This is a genomic window from Pseudomonas sp. 5C2 (genome assembly GCF_034314155.1).
In the GTDB taxonomy this organism is placed as follows: domain Bacteria; phylum Pseudomonadota; class Gammaproteobacteria; order Pseudomonadales; family Pseudomonadaceae; genus Aquipseudomonas.
In genome coordinates, this window is record NZ_JAVIWH010000002.1 from 679,009 (window position 1) to 695,776 (window position 16,768).

16 protein-coding genes and 1 pseudogene are annotated in these 16,768 nt (G+C 58.5%); 9 read left to right on the plus strand and 8 right to left on the minus strand.

All coding sequences use genetic code 11. The features are described 5' to 3' along the window. The first annotated feature begins 19 nt into the window (after positions 1-19). Positions 20-652 (plus strand): maleylacetoacetate isomerase, encoded by a 633-nt coding sequence (maiA, locus tag RGU44_RS03805; protein WP_322215700.1) that lies wholly within the window; start codon positions 20-22, stop codon positions 650-652. 145 nt (positions 653-797) lie between these two features. After that, on the plus strand, positions 798-1,874 hold the full coding sequence (gene hppD, locus RGU44_RS03810) for a 4-hydroxyphenylpyruvate dioxygenase (RefSeq protein ID WP_322215702.1): 1,077 nt from the start codon (positions 798-800) through the stop codon (positions 1,872-1,874). Positions 1,875-1,881: 7 nt separating this feature from the next. On the opposite strand, the gene RGU44_RS03815 is transcribed toward hppD, so the two are convergent. After that, positions 1,882-2,703 carry an IclR family transcriptional regulator gene (locus tag RGU44_RS03815; protein WP_322179678.1) on the minus strand — a complete coding sequence of 274 codons (822 nt, stop codon included), beginning with the start codon at positions 2,701-2,703 and terminating at the stop codon, positions 1,882-1,884. A 151-nt stretch (positions 2,704-2,854) separates the two neighbouring features. On the opposite strand from RGU44_RS03815, the gene hmgA reads away from it, so the two are divergent. Both hmgA and fahA read left to right on the plus strand, forming a co-directional pair. Then, complete coding sequence (gene hmgA / locus RGU44_RS03820) at positions 2,855-4,162, plus strand: homogentisate 1,2-dioxygenase (RefSeq protein WP_322179677.1); 1,308 nt, start codon at positions 2,855-2,857, stop codon at positions 4,160-4,162. Continuing rightward, positions 4,159-5,460: a fumarylacetoacetase gene (fahA, locus tag RGU44_RS03825; RefSeq protein WP_322215705.1), complete on the plus strand. Its 1,302-nt coding sequence runs from the start codon at positions 4,159-4,161 to the stop codon at positions 5,458-5,460. Before hmgA ends, fahA begins: the two co-directional genes overlap by 4 nt. Before the next feature lie 104 nt (positions 5,461-5,564). Here the strand turns inward: fahA and RGU44_RS03830 are convergent, their stop codons facing one another. The 3 genes from RGU44_RS03830 to RGU44_RS03840 are packed head-to-tail and all read right to left on the minus strand — an operon-like array spanning position 5,565 to position 8,141. Continuing rightward, positions 5,565-7,049, minus strand: coding sequence for an ATPase domain-containing protein (locus tag RGU44_RS03830; protein ID WP_322179675.1), 1,485 nt, complete (start codon positions 7,047-7,049; stop codon positions 5,565-5,567). Beyond that, positions 7,046-7,480, minus strand: a complete 435-nt coding sequence (locus tag RGU44_RS03835; protein WP_322179674.1) for a hypothetical protein — start codon at positions 7,478-7,480, stop codon at positions 7,046-7,048. Before RGU44_RS03835 ends, RGU44_RS03830 begins: the two co-directional genes overlap by 4 nt. A gap of 46 nt (positions 7,481-7,526) precedes the next feature. Beyond that, complete coding sequence (locus RGU44_RS03840) at positions 7,527-8,141, minus strand: TetR/AcrR family transcriptional regulator (protein ID WP_322179673.1); 615 nt, start codon at positions 8,139-8,141, stop codon at positions 7,527-7,529. 179 nt (positions 8,142-8,320) lie between these two features. On the opposite strand from RGU44_RS03840, the gene RGU44_RS03845 reads away from it, so the two are divergent. Continuing rightward, on the plus strand, positions 8,321-9,406 hold the full coding sequence (locus tag RGU44_RS03845) for an MBL fold metallo-hydrolase (RefSeq protein ID WP_322215707.1): 1,086 nt from the start codon (positions 8,321-8,323) through the stop codon (positions 9,404-9,406). A 79-nt stretch (positions 9,407-9,485) separates the two neighbouring features. Here the strand turns inward: RGU44_RS03845 and RGU44_RS03850 are convergent, their stop codons facing one another. Next, positions 9,486-9,968 (minus strand): GFA family protein, encoded by a 483-nt coding sequence (locus RGU44_RS03850; protein WP_322179671.1) that lies wholly within the window; start codon positions 9,966-9,968, stop codon positions 9,486-9,488. Positions 9,969-10,070: 102 nt separating this feature from the next. Between RGU44_RS03850 and RGU44_RS03855 the strand changes: the two are divergent. Both RGU44_RS03855 and RGU44_RS03860 read left to right on the plus strand, forming a co-directional pair. Then, positions 10,071-10,379 (plus strand): annotated as a pseudogene (locus tag RGU44_RS03855) (methyl-accepting chemotaxis protein); the annotation flags it as partial. A 114-nt stretch (positions 10,380-10,493) separates the two neighbouring features. After that, positions 10,494-11,738 (plus strand): AGE family epimerase/isomerase, encoded by a 1,245-nt coding sequence (locus RGU44_RS03860; protein WP_322215710.1) that lies wholly within the window; start codon positions 10,494-10,496, stop codon positions 11,736-11,738. A gap of 57 nt (positions 11,739-11,795) precedes the next feature. Here the strand turns inward: RGU44_RS03860 and RGU44_RS03865 are convergent, their stop codons facing one another. Then, positions 11,796-12,875, minus strand: coding sequence for an AbrB family transcriptional regulator (locus RGU44_RS03865; protein WP_322215712.1), 1,080 nt, complete (start codon positions 12,873-12,875; stop codon positions 11,796-11,798). Positions 12,876-13,085: 210 nt separating this feature from the next. On the opposite strand from RGU44_RS03865, the gene RGU44_RS03870 reads away from it, so the two are divergent. Further along, positions 13,086-13,328: a hypothetical protein gene (locus RGU44_RS03870; protein ID WP_322179669.1), complete on the plus strand. Its 243-nt coding sequence runs from the start codon at positions 13,086-13,088 to the stop codon at positions 13,326-13,328. A gap of 47 nt (positions 13,329-13,375) precedes the next feature. Here RGU44_RS03870 and RGU44_RS03875 read toward each other — a convergent pair whose 3' ends face one another. Further along, positions 13,376-13,891, minus strand: coding sequence for a nucleoside 2-deoxyribosyltransferase (locus RGU44_RS03875; protein WP_322215714.1), 516 nt, complete (start codon positions 13,889-13,891; stop codon positions 13,376-13,378). A 120-nt stretch (positions 13,892-14,011) separates the two neighbouring features. Between RGU44_RS03875 and RGU44_RS03880 the strand changes: the two genes are divergently transcribed. Then, positions 14,012-15,730, plus strand: coding sequence for a VRR-NUC domain-containing protein (locus RGU44_RS03880; protein ID WP_322215717.1), 1,719 nt, complete (start codon positions 14,012-14,014; stop codon positions 15,728-15,730). Positions 15,731-15,747: 17 nt separating this feature from the next. Here the strand turns inward: RGU44_RS03880 and RGU44_RS03885 are convergent, their stop codons facing one another. Next, on the minus strand, positions 15,748-16,698 hold the full coding sequence (locus RGU44_RS03885; RefSeq protein WP_322179666.1) for a LysR family transcriptional regulator: 951 nt from the start codon (positions 16,696-16,698) through the stop codon (positions 15,748-15,750). Between the last annotated feature and the right edge of the window lie 70 nt (positions 16,699-16,768).

Consider the following 16,768-nt stretch of genomic DNA (forward strand, 5'->3'; position numbering starts at 1 on the left):
ATGAAACAGGCAGCCCCCCGTGGATCTATTTACGTACTACCGCTCAACCTCAAGTTACCGGGTGCGCATCGTGCTGGCCTTCAAGGGGCTGGCGTTCAATGCGATCCCTGTGAACCTGATTCGCGACGGTGGCGAGCAGCTCAAGCCTGAATACAAGGCCATCGACCCACAGGGCAGGGTGCCTGTACTGCGGGTGGAGACGGGCGAAGTGATCATCCAGTCGTCGGCAATCATCGAGTACCTGGAAGAGCGCTATCCACAGCTGCCTCTATTACCCGTGGACCTGATCGAGCGGGCGCAGCAGCGTGCTGTCGCGGCGCTGATCGGTTGCGACATTCATCCGCTGCACAACGTGTCGGTGCTGAACCTGTTGCGGGGTCTGAAGTGTGAAGAAGCTGACGTTGCCGCCTGGATCGGCCACTGGATTACTGAAGGCTTCAGCGCAGTCGAGGCGCTGATCGGTGAGCAGGGGTTCTGTTTCGGCGAGCCAGGACTGGCTGACGCTTACCTGTTGCCGCAAATCTATGCGGCTCGTCGTTTCAATGTCGATCTGACCCCGTATCCAAAGATTTGCCGGGTCGAACACCTCGCGCTGCAACATCCGGCTTTCCAATGCGCGCATCCCGATGCGCAACCCGACAAGCCAGAGTGATCCATTCAACATGAAAATACTGGGCTTACAACTGATCTTCGGAGACTTCCTCGCCCGCAGTGTGCGAGGGATTTCCTGTGCTCCTCCCGCTGGAGAGTGATGTGCGCTGCGTGCTTCCCACTCTCTATTTGCAAGGAGCCAAACCATGGCTGATCTCTACGAAAACCCGATGGGCCTGATGGGCTTTGAATTCATCGAGTTCGCCTCGCCGACCCCGAACGTCCTTGAACCTGTGTTCCAGATCATGGGCTTCACCAAAGTTGCCAATCACCGTTCAAAGAACGTGTCGCTCTATCGTCAGGGCGAGATCAATATCATCCTCAACAGCGAGCCCCACAGCGTTGCCTCCTACTTCGCGGCTGAACACGGCCCGTCAGTGTGTGGCATGGCGTTTCGGGTCAAGGATGCACAAAAAGCCTACAACCGTGCGCTGGAACTGGGCGCGCAACCGGTTGAAATCGCCACTGGCCCGATGGAGTTGCGTCTGCCGGCAATCAAGGGCATTGGCGGTGCGCCGCTGTACCTGATCGACCGTTTTGGTGAAGGCACGTCTATCTATGACATCGACTTCAATTTCATCGAAGGCGTGGAGCGTCATCCGGTGGGTGCGGGCCTGAAGTTCATCGACCACCTGACCCACAACGTCTATCGCGGGCGCATGGCATATTGGGCGAACTTCTACGAGAAGCTATTCAACTTTCGGGAAATTCGCTATTTCGACATCAAGGGCGAATACACCGGCCTGACCTCCAAAGCCATGACCGCTCCGGACGGCATGATCCGCATTCCGCTGAACGAGGAATCTTCCAAGGGCGCGGGCCAGATCGAAGAGTTTTTGATGAAGTTCAACGGCGAAGGTATTCAACACGTCGCGTTCTTTACTGATGACCTGATCAAGACCTGGGATGCCTTGAAAGCCCTCGGCATGCGCTTCATGACCGCGCCGCCGGAGACGTATTACGAGATGCTCGAAGGACGCCTGCCGAACCACGGCGAGCCGCTGAATGAACTGCAAACCCGGGGCATCCTGCTGGATGGCTCATCGGACGGTGGCGAGCGTCGGCTGTTGCTGCAGATATTCTCGGAAACCCTGATGGGTCCTGTGTTCTTCGAGTTCATCCAGCGCAAGGGCGATGACGGGTTCGGCGAAGGCAACTTCAAGGCGCTGTTCGAATCCATCGAGCGCGATCAGGTGCGACGCGGGGTGTTGAAGGCCGAGTAAGGCACAGTTAATCGCGTTCCCCTGTAGGCGCGGGCTTGCCCGCGACCGGCTGGCTGCCCCCCATCCGGTCGCTGATGGCCTGAGCTGTTGTCAGCAGTTGTCTGGCCGCCGAATCCTGTACCTTCGCCGTAAACACCGACGCCGATCCGACCACGGTCAGCACGCCTGCCAGTTTATTGCCCACAGCGAAGATGGGTGACGACACGGCATTCACGCCGGCCATCAACAGCCCGTGAATCTGATGCACGCCGGTGCTGCGAATCTGTTTGATGTGCAGGTCGACTTCTTTCAGTTGTCGCGCACTCAGGCGTGTTGACTCTGATTCGCGTAGTTCGGCGGTTTCGTTGGCGGCAAGAAAGGTATTAAACACCAGCCCGGTCGACGACCCGAGCAGTGGCAACACAGAGCCAATCTGTGTCACCAGCGTCACTGCGCCGATGGACTGCTCGACATACACCACGGTGGGGCCCTTATTGCCCCATACCGCGAGAAAGCAGGTTTCGTTGAGTTCATCACGCAGCGCGACCAGATGCGGCGCGGCGATTTTCAATACGTCCAGCTGCCCCAGCGCGGCCAGTCCGACCTGCAATGCTTCGCGTCCCAGGCCATAGTGATTGGTGGTGACGTCCTGTTCGGCGAAACCACCGGCCACCAGCGCTTGCAGATAACGATGGACCTTGCTCGCAGGCATGCCCACGTGTTCGGCGAGCTTTGACAGTGAGGTAGAAGGCGCGAGCTCGGCCAGCGCCTTGAGCACGCCGAGCCCGACCTCGGCCGCTTGAACTTTTTGCTGCCGTCCACTTGCTGGGCTTTCGATTTCCGCTGTCATGAAGGGGTGCGCGCCGGTCTGAGAAGGCTGCTTTATAGCTTGACCTCACCACAAACTCAAATTACGTTATGCGTAATCTAATTACGTTTAGTTAAATCCCCATCGCAAGCGCTATCAACGCCACCTCACACCCACATAACAAGAGGTAGAGATGCACACAGCCCACTCTCCTGAAGCCTTGGCCTATCAAAGTGGCTTCGGCAATGAGTTCAGCAGCGAAGCACTGCCTGGCGCATTGCCGGTCGGACAGAATTCCCCGCAAAAACATACGCACGGCCTGTACACCGAGCTGCTATCGGGCACGGCCTTTACCGTGCCGCGTTCGGAAGCCCGACGTACCTGGTTGTACCGGATCAAACCGTCCGCCACCCATCCTCGCTATGAGCGACTGTCACGGCAGATACTGGGTTTGGAATCCGGGCCAATCACCCCCAATCGCCTGCGCTGGAATGCCTTCGACCTCCCAACCCAACCTACCGACTTCATCGACGGATTGATCGGTCTGGCCAGCACTGCGGCGGCGGATCAGGCCGAAGGCGTCAGTGTTTACGTCTACTGCGCCAACGCGTCCATGGACCGGGCTTTTTTCAATGCCGACGGTGAGTGGCTGATCGTGCCGCAGTCGGGTCGTTTGCGGATCGTGACTGAACTGGGTCTGCTGGACATCGAGCCACAGGAAATAGCGGTATTACCGCGCGGGCTCAAATTCAGCATTCAGCTGCTTGACGCCACGGCACGCGGTTATGTCTGCGAAAACCATGGTTGCGCCTTGCGCCTGCCGGAACTGGGGCCGATTGGCAGCAATGGTCTGGCCAATGCCCGAGACTTTCTGGCGCCGGTCGCACAGTTCGAAGACCGGGATGGGCCGGTCGTACTGGTGCAGAAATTCCTCGGTGAACTGTGGGCCACACAGCTCGATCATTCACCGTTCGACGTGGTCGCCTGGCATGGCAACAACGTGCCGTATAAATATGATCTGCGCCGTTTCAACACCATTGGCTCCGTGAGTTTCGATCACCCGGACCCTTCCATTTTTACCGTGCTGACCTCGCCTGGCACGGTGCCTGGTCAGGCCAATGTCGATTTTGTGATTTTCCCGCCGCGCTGGATGGTGGCTGAAAAGACCTTTCGGCCGCCCTGGTTTCACCGCAACCTGATGAACGAATTCATGGGCCTGATCGACGGTACCTACGATGCCAAGGCTGAAGGCTTTGCCCCTGGCGGCGCGTCCCTGCATAACTGCATGAGCGCTCACGGCCCGGACAACACCACGGCGGAAAAGGCTATCGCCGACAACCTCAAACCGCACAAGATCGACAACACCATGGCGTTCATGTTCGAGACGGGCAAAGTGCTGCGCCCCAGCCGCCATGCCCTCGATTGCCCGCAATTACAAACTGATTACGATGCCTGCTGGTCAGGCATGGCCAAACACTTCGATTCGGGAACCCCGCAATGACTACTTCATCGAACCCCCTCAGTTGGGTGACGTCCGCCAACGGCCACCCAGATTTCCCTCTGCAAAACCTGCCGCTCGGCATCTTCAGCCATTCAGGCCTGAGCAAACGCGGAGGTGTTGCCATCGGCGAGATGATTTTCGACCTGCGTGCTGCGCTGGATGTCGGCTTTTTCAACGGCGCGGCGCGTGATGCTGCTGAAGCCGCAAGCGGTGATCAGCTCAATGATTTTTTTGCTCTGGGCGCACCAGCCCGCCAAGCCCTGCGCAGCGAACTACTGCATTTGCTGGACGAAAACAGTCCGCAGCTGTCGCGTTTGCGGCCATTGGCCGATACCGTGCTGCACCCGATGTCCGAGTGTCAGATGCACGTGCCCGCGCGTATCGGTGACTACACCGACTTTTACGTCGGCATTCATCATGCGCTGAACGTGGGCAAGCTATTCCGCCCGGACAATCCGTTGCTGCCTAACTACAAGTACGTGCCCATCGGTTATCACGGCCGCGCCTCGACCATCTGCATCTCCGATACACCGATCAAACGTCCCAATGGCCAGACGTTGGCCCCGGGTGCGACCGCTCCTGAGTTCGGCCCCAGCAAACGTATGGATTATGAGCTGGAGCTGGGCGTGTGGATCGGCCCGGGCAATGCGATTGGCGAGGCGATTGCGATTGGCGAAGCTGCCGAGCATATCGCCGGCTTCTGCCTGCTCAATGACTGGTCGGCGCGGGACCTGCAAGCGTGGGAATATCAGCCACTGGGTCCGTTTCTATCGAAGAGTTTTGCCACCAGCATTTCTGCCTGGGTCGTGACGGCTGAGGCGCTGGCGCCATTCCGTACCGCGCAACCGGCCCGGCCAGAAGGTGATCCGCAGCCGCTGGCCTATTTGTTCGATGCCGCCGATCAGCAGGGCGGGGCGCTGGATATCGAGCTTGAAGTGTTGCTGCTCACCGAACAGATGAGCGCGCAGGGCATAGCGCCGCATCGCCTGGCGCTGAGCAATACCCAAAACATGTACTGGACCGTTGCACAAATGGTCGCGCACCACACGGTCAATGGTTGCAAACTTCAGCCGGGAGATTTGTTCGGTACGGGCACCTTGTCCGGTCCGCTGTCAGGGCAGTTTGGCAGCCTGCTGGAAGTCAGCGAAGGCGGTAAACAGGCCCTGACATTGCCCAATGGTGAAAGCCGACGCTTTCTTGAGGATGGTGATGAAGTCATCTTCCGCGCGCGATGCCACCGTCAGGGTTACGCCTCCATTGGTTTTGGCGAATGTCGGGGCACGTTGCTAGGGGCTTGATACGGCCCGTGCTTTTAAGGCTTTTTGGCCGGGCAAGAAGAGTACGCGAGGCGCACTGACCATCGCACCTCACGCTTGCCCGTGGCCTCGACCACACGGCTGACTCAAGCCTCATCTTCTCCACGGCGTGCCACATCCGAGCGCCTTCGGGTCGGCCGGCCTCCGAGCAAGCCTTCCTGGTCAAGAAGCATGTCTTCAATCTGCAGACCCTTATCGTCAATTCGGTACAGGCGCAGCTCATCCGAGTGGGCGCTGGCTCGGACCTTGACCACCGCCATGATGCGCAGCAAGCGGCTTTGGACTTCAATGTAGCGCTGGACGATGATGGCGTCGGTCAGGAAGGCCGTGCCGTACGGACTGAAGCGCAGGTCGGTGTAACGGTCTTCAAGTTCGGAGGTCATCAATACGCTGACACCGACACTGGTCAGCGCAGTGACCATGCGTGACAGTGATTCGCGGAAGTCCTCACGGAAGGTCGGTGCCAGCGCCAGCTCGAAGCCCGACAGCGAATCAATGACCACCCGGGTGGCCTTCAGGCGCTTGATCTCGCCCAATAGTAACTGGACGATTTCGTCGATGGACATGTCTGGCGCGTGACTGTCTACCAGACCGACCTTATCGCTCTTGATCAGGCGTGCCAGCGTGGCGTTCTGTGAATGGTTGGGGCGCTGCTCGAACATTGCGATCACGCCGGTCTCGCCTGTGCGGGCACCTTCAGCGAGGAAGGACGCCGCCAGAATGCTTTTTCCGGAGCCGGATGGACCGGCGACCAGCAAGGAATACCCCTGGGGAAGACCGCCACCAAGCATTTCGTCCAGTTGAGGAATGCCCATTTTCAAGCGCGGTGGCACGACATTTTTTGACAGAACATTCTGCTTTTTGACGTGGAAGGCTGCCGGTGCGAAGACTCTGATGCCCGAGGTATCAATACGGAACGTGTGCAGCCCGGGCAATGTTGGCTGGCCGCGCATCTTCATGATTTCCATCTTGCGCACCATGGAGTTGCGCTGCACGCTCTGCCGCAGCCAGATCAAGCCATCGGCCACGGTGAAAATCGGGTTGGTGTCGGTCTCGGTGAAGTATTCACCAATCAGGAAGGTGGTCGCCTGCCAGGTGGTCATCAACATGCCCAGTTGTTGAATGAACTGAGGCAGGTTGTTGTTCGGGTTGTCCTGTGTCCGGCTTGCCAGCACCACTGACCGGAAGGAATCTACGAACACCAGTGCCGGACCGTGAGCTTCGACCTCGGCAACGATACGCCGCAGTACTTCATCCAGATTACCTGCCAGCGTGTCATCGGCCAGGTTGACGTAGCGGATCGAATGATTGATCGCTTCGCTGTCGAAAAAATCGAATTGTTGTTGGTAACGCAACATCTTCAGCGGAGGCTCGCCGAGCACCGTGAAGAAAAGGGCCGGGCGCTCAGGCGTTGCCAGGTTGAACATTATCTGATGGGCCAGCGTGGTCTTGCCGCAGCCGGGAGGACCTGCGATCAAGTTGAACGAAAACTCCGGCAATCCTCCGCCGAGCACCTCGTCAAGTCCAGGCACTCCGGTTGCCAAGCGGTTGATTGTCACTTTGGTGGTCATGGCGAGGTATCCTGCGCGGGCGCACCGCTCAAAGAATTTTCCCACACGGAACGAAGTAAATGTTCGGTGAGCGAGGGCCCGACCAATGTGGTCAGTAGCTCGTAGAAGGTCTTCAATAGCTCTTCGCCGAAAAGACAGGCTTCGGTGCTGTTTTGCTTAACAAGCATGGATTTGAGTGCAGTCAGATCTATGGCGGTCCGCACGTGTTGATGCGTGCCAGCCAGGCGGGGATGAGTGGAAGCACACAGGTAGAGACTGCGGCGATAGAGCGCGACAACCCCTTGCTGTCCGATGATGGGGGTCAGGGCTGCGTCCATGTCTTGCAATGTCGCAACAATCGCTTCAACGATATGTGCGGGGTCGGTTTTATTACCGACTCGGTGCGCCAGAGAAGCTACGATCTGACGGCTCTCTTCGCTTTCCGTGGACATGGCTCATGCAATATTACACTTTCCATAGAAAGTCGTCAGCCCACCATCAGGCCGGTATTTCGTACCCGCCCAGAAACAGGTCCAGTGCCGATTCGACCACTGACATCTGGGCGGCAGGGGCCAAAGCCGGAGCACCCAGAGTGATCTGCGGCCAGAAAGCGAAGGCCTTGAGCAATGCATGAATCTGGGTGGCGGCGAAACGCGGGTCGACGGCCTTGAAACGACCGTCTGCCTGGGCAGCGCAGATCCAGGCGGTAAAGCTTTCTTCGCGCTCATTGAGGCGGGAGACCATGTTTTGCGCGCGTTCGGGGGAGTGGATCGTCGCGGCAATGGCCACTCGCGCCAGATCGAGAAAGTTGCTGTCAGCCAGCATCTGCATTTTCGACACCAGCAGCTCTTGGAGCTGATCGCGCAGCGGGCGCTCAGGGTGATAGGTCATGTCCAGACGATCGGCGCTGCTGATCCATAACTGCTGGAGAATTTCGGAGAAGAGTTCCTCTTTGCTCGGGAAGTGGTTGTACACCGTGCGCTTGGACACCTCAGCCAATGCGGCAATTTTGTCCATGCTGGTGACCTCGAACCCGTTGGCGCGAAACTCGGCAATAGCTGCCTGAACAATGGCTTCACGTTTACGGTCGGTCAGGCGTAGAGGGGCTTTCATAGGTTCGCTTCAGACTGGCGGAGTAAAAATTTTTACACTCGGCAGTTTACTTGTCATCTGACATGTTGCAAGCTTGAAACTACACTGTGTAGTGTAGTTGCTCCCGATCTTTATTCTCGCTGCCATCCTCATGCGTGCGGATGCAGGAACCTCCATCCGCCCCTTGGAGTCAGTTTGTCATGACCAAGCCACCACGAGATTCAGATGACGTTGCCCGATCACGGGCCTCTCGGCTGCACGAGGGACGTTATCGTAACCACTCGCCAATGAACCGGATGGGCTTTCTGAAGACGTTGCGCATTTTTTGGAACGCCCTCTTTAACAAACCGGCGCATACCCGGCCGGTGGGGGAGATTCCGGTGCAGACCCTGTCGCGTCAGCAATTGCTGGCAGCACCCAATAACAGCGTCTTCCGCCTTGGGCATTCCACGGTGCTACTCAAATTGCGCAATCAATTCTGGCTGACCGACCCGGTGTTCGCCGAGCGTGCTTCACCGGTGCAATGGGCTGGGCCGCAACGTTTTCATCAGCCGCCTATCAGCCTTGAAGAGTTGCCGCCGCTCAAGGCGGTGATCCTTTCGCACAACCATTACGACCACCTCGATCACATGACGATCAAAGCATTGGCGCACAAGACCGAGCATTTCCTGGCACCTGTCGGCGTAGGTGACACCCTTATCAAGTGGGGCGTCCCTGCGCAAAAAGTGCAGCAACTGGACTGGTGGCACTCCACTGAAATCGACGGCATGCGTTTTGTCGCAACGCCGTCGCAGCATTTTTCAGGCCGTACCCTGCGTGATGGCAATCGTTCGTTGTGGGCATCATGGGTGATGATCGACGACGATCAGCGGATTTTTTTTAGTGGTGATACGGGTTACTTCGATGGCTTCAAACACATTGGCGAGCAGTACGGGCCGTTCGACCTGACCTTGATGGAAACAGGTGCCTATAACGTCGACTGGCCGGACGTGCACATGCAACCCGAGCAAACCTTGCAGGCCCATATCGACTTGCGTGGCCGCTGGTTATTACCGATCCACAACGGTACGTTCGATCTGGCGATGCATGCCTGGCACGAACCCTTCGACCGGATCCTGGCCCTGGCCTGGGAAAAGAACATCACCATCAGCACGCCGCAAATGGGCCAGCCGTTTTACCTGCAATACTCCAGTCGCGGGCATGCGTGGTGGTTGGGCGTGGAGGGGGTGATCGAAACTTACAGCCCGGACGCTGCCGAACCCCAAGGCCACCGCCGACAGGTTTGAGTCCTCATGCACCTGAGGACGCTATAGGGTGGAGGTCATCTCCACACTGAAATTCGATTATCGAATACCGTTACTGGCGTCAGCGGCTCAAGCCGAGCCGCTCGTGCCATTGCTTAAGGGACTCTTCCGGGTAGCCGTCGAACTCCTTGTCGCCGGGCCGCACATTGACCTCGACCCAGGAGGCTTTTGAGTCGAGCAATATGTGCGTGTGTTCCGGCGGCACGGGTAGCGGGGTATCGATGGCCGAGGCAAACGGGTGAATCAGCGTTGGCCAGTCCGGGCTGAACAACCATAACCCGCTGCCGCAGAGCTTGCAGAAATGCCGCTCGGCATTGCTGATATGCGTCTGATGATCAAGCCTCATTCGTGCGTGATAGATGGCGATATGTTCGCGCCCGTTGACCTTAAGGCTGCTGGCGTCACCGCCAAGGTTGATCGAGTAACCGCCGCCGCCCTGAGTCTTGCGGCAGATTGAGCAGTAACAGCGCTGATAGGGATACGGATGAGCGCTGTTGAGGCTGAACTCGACCGCGCCGCAATGACAGGAACCTTCCAGATGCATGGCAAAAGCCTCCTTGAGCCAACGTTGACGGGGTGCCACTTTTTCTGCACACCTAACGTCTAGACAAGCAGATTAAGGCTTTTGCGTGATGGCGTTCGTCGGGTGATCCGCTCGATTGCCGAGCAGACCAACTTGCAGGCCTTGAACGCCGCCATCGAAGCTGCCCGCGCCGGCGAGTCGCTGGCCGACATCACCGAGTCGATCAATCAGATTTCCCAGCGCAACATGGTCATCGCCAGTGCTGCTGAAGAGCAGGCGCAGGTTGTCCGCGAAGTTGATCGCAACATCGTCAACATCCGCGACCTGTCTCTGCAATCGGCTACGGGCGCCCATCAGATCAGCACGTCCAGCCATGAGCTTTCGCGTTTAGCCGCAGAGTTGAGTGAGGTGGTGACGCGGTTCCGGGTCTGAGACGCCGGCTGATGGTATGTGACGTTGCGTGACATACCGGCCCTTGCTCAGGCCAACGTCGGCAAGCATGATCTGGCCTTTAGATCCTGCTCATCGACAGAGGTAAAACAACAAATGGATGAGGGAAAACGCGGATTCAGCAGTTGGTTGCAGGCACCGGGGCATACGGCCTGGCTGTCGATGGAAGGCAATAGGTTGCTGGCTTTTGCCAAGGCGGCGCAGGTGCCGCAAGGCTTCGGCAATCTGAGTGACCGGGGATGTCTGCCTGACAATGCTCGGGCCGAAACCATGAACACGGCACGGATGACCCACAGCTTTGCCCTTGCCCATATTCGCGGTATTCCCGGCTTTGCCGCGCTGGTCGATCACGGGATTGCGGCGCTGAACGGTCCGTTGCGCGATGCCGAGCAGGGTGGCTGGTTTGCGACACCTTTGTGCGAGGGAGCCAAAACCGGTAAAGCGGCTTACCTGCACGCGTTCGTCGCGCTGGCGGCCAGCTCGGCGGTGGTGGCGGGGCGTCCCGGTGCGGACGAGTTGCTGGCCGAGGCGATACGGGTGCTGGAGACTCGTTTCTGGAGCGCGGAAGAAGGTGCGATACGCGAGTCCTTCGCTCGAGACTGGAGCGATGAAGAAGCCTATCGCGGCGCCAACAGCAACATGCACGGCACTGAGGCGTTTCTGGCGTTGGCCGATGTCACCGGCGACAGCAAGTGGCTGGACCGCGCATTGAGTATCGTCGAGCGGGTGATTCATACCCATGCCGCCGCCAATGACTTTCAGGTGGTTGAGCATTTCAGCCTGCAATGGCAGCCGCTTCCCGATTACAACCAGGACAACCCCGCGGATGGTTTTCGGCCCTTCGGCACCACGCCGGGGCATGCGTTTGAGTGGTCGCGTTTGTTGCTGCACCTTGAGGCCGCACGTCAGCGCGCGAAGCTGCCTACGCCGCCCTGGCTGCTGGAGGATGCCAAGCGTCTGTTTGCCGGTGCCTGTCGCCATGGTTGGGACGTCGATGGCGCGCCCGGCATCGTCTACACCCTGGACTGGGAAAATCGCCCAGTGGTGCGTCATCGCCTGCACTGGACGCACGCGGAAGCCTGCGCATCGGCTGCGGCACTGCTGCGGCGTACGGGGGAAAAACAGTACGAAGACTGGTATCGACGGTTTTGGGAGTTCAACGAGACCTTCTTCATCGACCGCGAACATGGCAGCTGGCGCCATGAACTGAACCCGTACAACCAACCCAGTGCGGATATCTGGCCAGGTAAACCGGACCTTTACCATGCCTATCAGGCAACCTTGCTGCCGGTATTGGCCTTGGCGCCAAGTTTGGCAACAGCCCTTGCACGGCTGGGTTGAGGCCCCTGTTCAGTCTGATTCAGGTTTACGCGAGAGATCAAAGTCAGGGTTGACACCTCAGGCGATTTTCGCCGTCAATCTGATGATCTGCCGGGCGAAAAAACTCCCCGTGGCGATCACGCCGAACAGGCGCAAAGTCTGCATGGCGAGCACGAAGCCGACATCCGAGTGAGTATCGACGGCAATGATCGACATGGCGTCCAGGCCGCCTGGGCTGGTGGCGAGATACACCGACAGAAAGTCCTTGTCCATCAGTTCGGCGATCAACCAGGCGGACAGCGAGCACAAGGAGATAACCAATAGCGAGCCGCAGATCATCGCTGGCAGGCGTTGCCATACATAGCGAATCGTCGCACGGTCGAAGCGCAGGCCGATGTAGCAACCAATGGCGCCATAGGCAAGTGCCAGCAGCCAGGGCGGCAGGGTGATTTGTAACAGCCCGCTCAGTTGCAGGGCGCCACCGATCAGTAGGGGCAGCAGCAACGCGCCTGCGGGGATCCGCGTGCTCAGCACCACACCGACCGCGATCGCCGCAACGCTCAGGATGATGTTGAGTGCATTTGAACCCTGTAGTGCCACGGCGCTGCTCTGCATCTCGTGCACGCCGCTGTCCACGCCGAGCAGGCCGCTGACCAGTGCGCCGACCATCACCACGCACACCACGCGCACGTATTGCATGGTCGCGACCACCCGCGAATCCGCGCCATAGTCCTCGGACATGGTAACCATCGCCGAGGCAGCACCTGGCGCGGTACCCCATGCTGCGGTACTGCCTTCTATGCCAGCAAAGCGCACCAGCCCAATTCCGACCAGCGCGCTTAGCAGGACAGTCAATGCGGTGGCGAACAGCATCACATGCCAGGACTGAGCGACAGTGGTCAGTACTGAAATCGTCATGGCGTGCGCCACCAGCATTCCGACACACCCCTGACTCAGGCGAAAGGCTTGCCTGTGCAGGCGGATCGACGCACCGGATACGCCAAACAGAATCGCCGTCAGCATCGGCCCAAGAAACAATGCAGCGGGGATTTCACAAAACTTGAGCAATTGACCAAAGGCGCCTGCCAGCAGAGCCAAGCCGAGCCATTGCCCGAGTGGGGGGAGCGTATGCAGCGATAGAGCGGAAGCGCGTGACACAGAAGTTCTCCAAGGCGTTGGCTTTCCTCATGGACTATTTGCCAACGCAACGAGGAGTAGTATCGACAGTGCAATCGATCACGTCTATTTTCTAATAGTCATGAATCGATAACTTTAGTTGATCAATAGGGGTCTTCGCGATCTCACCTATTACTCTGGCATGGGCAGACCACGCTATTAATTCAGGATGCAGGGAGGGAGGCGGACTCGATGAATGTTGACCCACACGCAGCGGAACACATGTCAGTGCAAACAACGGCACCTGTATTTTTTACCGAAACGGAACCTCATTTCGGCGGCGATCAATCGCCGTTGAATGATTCCGACGCCGATGACGACAGCGACCCGGAAGGTGACCTCGACCTCGAAGAGCTGGGTCTGGAAGAGTTCATTGATGCGGAAAAACTCGACTCGACCATCAGCGGGGATGTGGGGTCGTCTACCTTGAGTTGAGGGCTATCAGGCAATCCGGGTTATCCCCGACACGGATTGTCTATAGGTCACGGTTGTTTATGGCCCACCAGATACCGCGCCAGACCTGCCGCAGCCTCTTCCGCCGTCTCACTGGCGCCGGCCCATGTACACGCCAGCATCAAGTTGCGCGGCAGGCCGAAGTCTTCCACCACAAAGCCTTGGGCATCTATCCCCTGAGCATCATGGGCCACCAGCGCGCGCAGTGAATCGACCGGATCGAAGTAAGCCCACACCGGTTTGCCCAGTCCCACTGCCATGCCGACTTCGAAGGCGGTACCCGAGTCCGGCTCGAGGCCGCGAAATACATTCAGGTTGGCAAGTACCGCCGTGCAGCGCTGGATCATCTCGATATTCATCGAGCAGATCAGGCGCGCGGTTGCCTCTGGGGTCAGGTCGGGGGTGACCTCATTGTCGAACGGATACAGCCCTTGCATGCCGTGGGCGGCACACAGCGCCTTGAGGTAACGGCCATGCTCAATGGCGTCCGGCCTGAAGACATCGAAGCCGGCCAGATAGATGAGTGGCGTTGTGTTCTGGTTCATGTCGGTACCTTGAGATCGTACGTAGGGCAATTCTATCGTCAGCTGCGCTGGTCGCGCGTCACCATTGCACGCCACTGATCAGTCGAATGCAGTTGATGTGAATGCAATGCTGGAATCTGTATGGATAACCAGTATCCTGACGACTTCCAAAAAACGTTGCGTGAACCTCAAACCGTGAACACCTCGCCCCTCGAAAACCCGTTTTATTACCTGGAAAACTTCCATCAGGTGCTGGAGTGGATCGCTCAGCGTTACGACGACCTGCTCGATGAGCAGGAACGGCAATTTATCGTCGATTTTGCCGGTTTGCCGAAAACGGCTCAGGGTTTGCTGGTGCGGATGGTCATGCGCAAGGGCACATTGTTTCGAGCAAGCAAGCTGAGCTATCCGGAGCTTGGCGCGGTGCGGGACGCGGTCATGCCGTTGCTCGAGAATGGCTGGGTCGACCAGTACCCGGCCATCAGTCTGGAGGTGTTATTCGGGCTGCTGCGCAAGTCAGAGTTGACTGCCTGTTTCCAGGCGCATGCGATAAAAAGCACGGAGAAAAAGACCGACCTGTTGATGAGACTGCAGCCGCACTACGAACAGCGGCAAACGCTGGAGCAGTGGTTTGCCGGGTGTGAGGACGTGATCTTCGGCCTCACCGTCATGCCCATCTGTGATCGATTGCGGTTGCTGTATTTTGGCAACCTGAGTCAGGAGTGGTCTGAATTTGTGCTGGCTGACCTGGGTATCTATCGCTATGAAAAGGTCGAGTTTTCGCTGGATTCCCGAGGCCTCACCGAGCGGTCGGACATCGATACTTGCCTGCACTTGCATGCTTGCCGTCAAGGGCTTGAAGAGGGCCATGACCTGCAGGACCTGGCCCGGCAGATCATCGCCATCGGCACCGATAATGCCTGGCTGCGGATGCGCCGGGCCAAACTGTTGTTTCGGATCGGCCAACAGGCGGAGCGCGTTCAGGATTGGCCGCTGGCATTGAGTGTGTATCAGCGATGTGACTACCCTGGGGCGCGTTCACGGCGGCTTCGAGTGCTGGAACTCAGTGCCGACTATGAGCAAGCCATGGCCTTGCTCGAACAGGCTCAAGCGGCGCCTGAAAGTGATGCCGAAGCGCAGCATCTATTGCGGATACTCCCGCGTTTGCAGCGCAAGCTGGGTGTGTCGGTCGAGCGTCAGCGGCGCACGCGAGCCTTGAGTCGACTCGACGTGGTGGTGACGCCCTCGGCTGATACCTCTGTTGAGCGCTTGATCCAAGTGCATTTGGGCGATCAGGCAGGGCCGGTGCATTACGTCGAGAACGCACTGATCAATTCCTTGTTTGGCTTGCTGTGTTGGCCGGCGATTTTTGCGCCGCTGCCGGGCGCGTTTTTTCACCCGTTCCAGAGTGCTCCCAGCGATCTCTACAGCCCGGATTTCTATCAGCGCCGGGCCGGGTTGTTCAGCGAGTGTCTGGAACAGCTGGATTCGGACGCCTACAAGACCACCATTCACCGGCACTTCAAAACCAAATACGGTCTGCAATCGCCCTTCGTTTTTTGGGGCAGCCTGTCAGAAGAGCTGCTGGAACACGCACTGCATTGTTTGCCCGCTGATCACCTGCGGCATTGGTTTCGGCGTCTGCTGTTGGACATCAAAGCCAATCGCACGGGTATGCCGGACCTGATCCAGTTTTACCCGGACGAGCAGCGCTATCGCATGATCGAAGTCAAAGGGCCGGGCGACCGCCTGCAGGACAACCAACTGCGCTGGCTGGATTTCTGTGCCGAGCACGGGATGCCCGTGGTGGTGTGTTATGTGCAGTGGGCACCAGTGGTCAGTCCGGTGCCGACCGACTGAGTCACCGGGAGCTTTGGCTAAACGCCAAAGACTGCGCCAGCGGTGACGGGCGTTTCTTGCTGCATGTTGCTCATGAACGATTCCAAGCGTGAGCGCAGCCAGCGTTCGGCCGGATCGGTGTCATTGATGCTCAGCCAGACCATCGACAGGTCGAGGGTCGGCGTCATGAAGGGCAGGGGCTCATCGAACAGCAGGCTGGAGGCGGCCGACATGGCGGTTGCCGTGTAGTCGGGCAAGTTTGCCAGCAAGTCGGTACCGGCCATCAGGGCGGGCAAGGTGCTGTACTGCGGAATCGCCAGCACCACGTGGCGCTTGCGGCCGATCGCCTTGAGCCATTCGTCAGCAAAGCCGCTGACATTGGCGATGTGGGAGACCACGACGTGCGGGCGTGAGCAGTACTCATCCAGGGTCAGCGGGGTCGATGATGCATCGGCGCGCAGCACCCTTGGCTTGGTTTGCCTGAGCAGCTTGCGCTTGGCGTTGGCCGGCAGCTCACGGGTCTGGCTGACGCCGATGGTGATCTCTCCCGAGGCCAGCATGTCCGGGATGCGCCAGGAGTCCACATGCTTGATCACGCACACGATCTGCGGCGCTTCCTGGCGCAAGGCGCGCAACAAGGGCGGCAGCAGGCCAAACTCGACATCGTCGGACAGGCCTATGCGAAAAGTCATGGTGCTGACTGCGGGATCGAAGTCGTGGCTCAGGCTCAGCGCCACTGACATGGCGTCCAGCGCAGGCGACAGGTGCAGGATGATTTCCTCGGCCCGTGCGGTCGGTTCCATGCGATGGCCGATCCGGATAAACAATGGGTCGTTGAACAATACTCGCAGGCGGTTAAGTGCAGCGCTGATCGTCGGCTGCCCGAGAAAAAGTTTTTGCGCGGCCCGTGTCACATTGCGCTCTTGCATCAGGGTTTCGAAGACCACCATCAAGTTGATGTCAGCCTTGCGCAATTCATTGCGGTTCATCAGTTGCTGCCCCCAGATCTACACCCATCGCGCGATCGCAGGCGACAGTTTAGGAAACTGCATCGCCCCC